Annotated in this window: 3 protein-coding genes; all 3 read right to left on the bottom strand. The window is 48.8% G+C overall.

Annotation, left to right across the window (positions count from 1 at the left end):
• Positions 1–300 precede the first annotated feature (300 nt).
• Entirely contained in the window at positions 301–1,077 is a 777-nt protein-coding gene (locus tag QZ506_RS02225; RefSeq protein WP_291968739.1) for an N-acetylmuramoyl-L-alanine amidase, read from the bottom strand.
• A gap of 418 nt (positions 1,078–1,495) precedes the next feature.
• Positions 1,496–1,795 (bottom strand): antiterminator Q family protein, encoded by a 300-nt coding sequence (locus tag QZ506_RS02220; protein ID WP_291968737.1) that lies wholly within the window; start codon positions 1,793–1,795, stop codon positions 1,496–1,498.
• A 367-nt stretch (positions 1,796–2,162) separates the two neighbouring features.
• Positions 2,163–3,781, bottom strand: a 1,619-nt coding sequence (locus tag QZ506_RS02215) for an AAA family ATPase (RefSeq protein ID WP_291968735.1), incomplete at its 5' end; no start/stop codon positions are given.

Here is a 3,781-nt window from a genome sequence, read left to right as displayed (position 1 = left end):
CTTAAGGGATAATCATTAAGGAAAAATAGCCCGGTAGTGGAAAGCGCAGAAGAAACAGGCTAAAACGATAAAAAAGTCAGGTTCCCGGATGATCGATACGATGCGAAAACGTGATCGACCTTAGATGCGAATCGATGATCGATCGCATGCGAATATGCAACTGCAATCAACATATTGAATACACGACAAATTTTTCCAATTGCATAGCCTCACCGCCGATTTTTCGGATGGCGCTGTGTGATTGAGGGGAAATAAAGAAGGCCGCGCCGGAGAGTAGCCTTTTAAATTGCCAACTAAATGTTACATTTTAATTTTTTTATACTTTTCACATAACGCAGCTAGTATCGCCACAGTTTCCGTATCCAGAACGCCATCATAATTTTCTTGGCGGAAATGCAGCTGGAATGCCCTGATTAATTGCTCAAAACCGTTCGCTGTATTGGCAGCTTTGACAGAATAGCCGTATTTATTCAGTAGATTGATAATGGCGCTACGCTCAGGTACCCCCTGTGAGATGAACTTAACCGTGTATTTCTCAACGGTATCTACATCCGGCCACGCACCGATGCCAGCATCATAAAGCTCTTTCCAAGGGAAAGCCGCGCCCGGATCGCTTTTTCGACCCTGTGCAATGTCTGAATGTCCGACAACGTTAACAGGAGTAATATCCGAGTAGCGTTGCACAATGCTTTTCGACAACTCAACGATGGCGTCTATCTGATGATGGTGGAAAGGAGGAAAAACAAATTCGCCATGGTTTTCAGTCGCCAAATTAACCGTTTCAATGCCGATGGAGGTGTCGTTGAGGTTGCTACGCTCGGCCCAGTCACTCACACCCGCATGCCAGGCCCTGTCGTTTTCATCCACCAGGTTAAATATCCGCATATCGTTAAACCCGGCATCGATGTAGGTTTTATCTGACGGGTCGGGTACAAGGTAATGCGCGCTGACCGAATTGCCGGTGAGGGCAGCGATTGAGCCTTTAAAATTGACCGCGGTATAGTGCATAATCAGAAAACGAACCCGACGGTTGAAGCTTTTCACTGAACGATAGCTATTATAATCAATTTGATACATAGAAAACTCCTGCTACATGGAGATGGATGGAGTGTCCATCATAGCAACTTTTACTGTATAAAAAAACAGTAAAATGAAATTATGAAAGGGATTTCTGGCGTTATTCGGCAAAAATCAGCAGTAACATTTTCATAACAAAACGCCACTCTTGGGGGTTCAGCAAAATTAACAGGTCAGGTGAACGGCCTATTTTTGACCGTTTTATCTTTTCAGCAGACCAGAAACACGAAAGCCCAGCATCCGAAGACGCGAGGCTTTGAAATCGAGGTCGTAAAATTAAATCACAACTCCAGATGATAGAAGATTAGCATAGGTTTCTGGGTACCCACAACTCCTTCCGGTAGAATGACTACATAATCCATATCCTGCCGAATGCCAAATGCCACCAAAACACCCTCTAAAAACGCCTCATACGCCTTTAGGGACTTTCTGACGAAGTTTCTATCATGGCCATGGCTTCGGCGATAAATCGCGTTGAGAGGCCGCCTATGAAGCGCTGGCCCAATATCAAAATATCTTCTCGGCTGCGAACCATGCTCATGTGCGCAACACAGGTATCAATTGCCATCCCGTCTTCGTCAGAGCAGCCCGGTTTCCCGCCGACGCTCACCCGCTGAGGCATAACCGACATCGCAGGCCAGTCCAGCAGCGAGCAGTATTCTTCCCTCGCAGCACAGCGACCCCAACGTTCCGGCACTTCCTGCATATCTCTGCGCATGATCTTCGACCTCAACAATGTTCGACAAATCGGGTAACGCTATCTGGGGATTTCGCTACAGGTAAATTTTTGCAACTTTCTCCGCTGAGCGATTTTCAACTTACCGGCACTGCATATGAATATTCACTGAATAAAAATCGTGACTGCTCGGGTTTGTCACGCTCCTGTGCTTGCCGTGGCGTCACGCTTATAATGCATTAAAAAAACTTTTAAATCAATACTATGAAAAACCTGTCACGCTGTAAAGACTTTGTCACGCTAGATTTTTTTTAAGTTGCTGTCATTGTGAATTTTTATGCACTTTAATTGCATATATAATGAATATGCATTTTTATGCAAATTCGTGTTTTTTGGCGAAATGGTAAAATTATGCATGTTTCACCTCGTCGAAGTTGGCACTGGGAGTGGCGCATAACGCATACGTGATAAGACCTTCAGTCGTTTCAGCGATATCGTTTTGCTGTATCAGTCGCCGTATCCCTTGGCGGAACGTTGCCTCTTTGCGGCCTTCTTCTATCCATAATTTGCGAAGTTCATCGCGACATATGCGGCCACCCGCATCGTCCAGATGCTCAAGGATCCAGTCTTGGGTTGTAACCTTACCTTCCCGAGCATCGTCTACCGCTATCATCAGCGGTTCAATTTCTGCCAGCGGAACGTCGTCAAACACGCGCTCAGTGGTCAGCCTGACGGGGTCATATACATCACCTACGGTACTGGTATAATCAGCGTCGTACGCTTCGTTCGCGGCGATAACGGCGTCAGGGAGCTGCACAGTTGGAAGCAGATAACCGCGGGTTGGCTGAGCCGGACCGGTACGCTGTTTCTCGTTAATCAGGTTTACCGCATCACCTATGCGCTCTACACGGATGACGGTATCGGCGTTGGCAAAAGCAGCAGAAGAACCGCGCATCCCTTTGCTGCTGCCCTTACCACTATGGTGAACGGGGATCACCGCTGTACCCGTCTCATTAACAATCCGCGTCGCACCGGCCATGAACTTTGCGATATCACTTGCGCTGTTCTCATCGCACTGCATCATGGACTGAGACAGGGTATCCACCGCCACTGCCCGTACCTGCTCACCAGTAGCCTGTTCAATTCGCCTGATCTTTTTGATGATGGCACTGACTTTTTCGGGAACAGAGAGATCGACGGCCAACGGCAAGGCATAAAAAAGCTCAACCGGTTTACCCTCGTTGTATTTATCCGCCCAGGCACCAACACGTGGCATAACGGAACTGCCCCCTTCGGCAGCAGCATACAGAACGGCACCACCTTTCAGATTACGACCGGCCCATCGGTGCGTTTTCATCGCTATCCGGCACAATATGGCGATCACAAAATAGGATTTGAACGACGATGAAGGGCCGTAGACGATATTAACCCCCACGGATAACAGCCCTTCCACGATGAACTTTCCCGGCTTGCCATATCCGCCTGAGTGAGGGAATGAACGAGGCTTCTCTTGTTCTTCCGGCGGCAACTCTTCAAAGTCGTCCACGCTGGTGACAGAGGATAAGCGCATACGCTCTGCACCGGGATTTATCCAGCCTTCTTTCTGCGCACGGGTAAAGATGGCCTGATAGCCGGTGCGATCCGCAACAAGCTTCCCATCATCCCAGCGGAGTTCAGCCTCCGTAATATCAGCAGCACTGCCACCACCCGCAACAGACCATTCCAGCCACAGCTCTCTGGCCTGGTTTTCAAATTCGGTCCCGATAAACCACGCGAGACGACAGCACATTGACGCCCAGGCGTTATGTCTGCCACATTTGGGTTGTGCATCGGCCAGCACGGAGGGATGCCACATTGCCGAACGCAGGTCGTCAACGGTCTGTTGGGTAACATTATTCAAATCAAAGAGGCGCGATAAGTCATCGCCAGAGTGGTCGGATACGGGGCGGATCGGTAAATCACCCGCCCTTGCCAGCAGGATATCGACGGTAACAGGCGTGCCGCTGAAACGTTCTAATATCGCGTTCT

Origin of the sequence: Candidatus Symbiopectobacterium sp. (genome assembly GCF_020054415.1) — a bacterium.
Taxonomy (GTDB): Bacteria; Pseudomonadota; Gammaproteobacteria; order Enterobacterales; family Enterobacteriaceae; genus Symbiopectobacterium.
The sequence above is the reverse complement of the archived record's forward strand: the minus strand, read 5'-3'. Positions and strand labels throughout refer to the sequence as shown.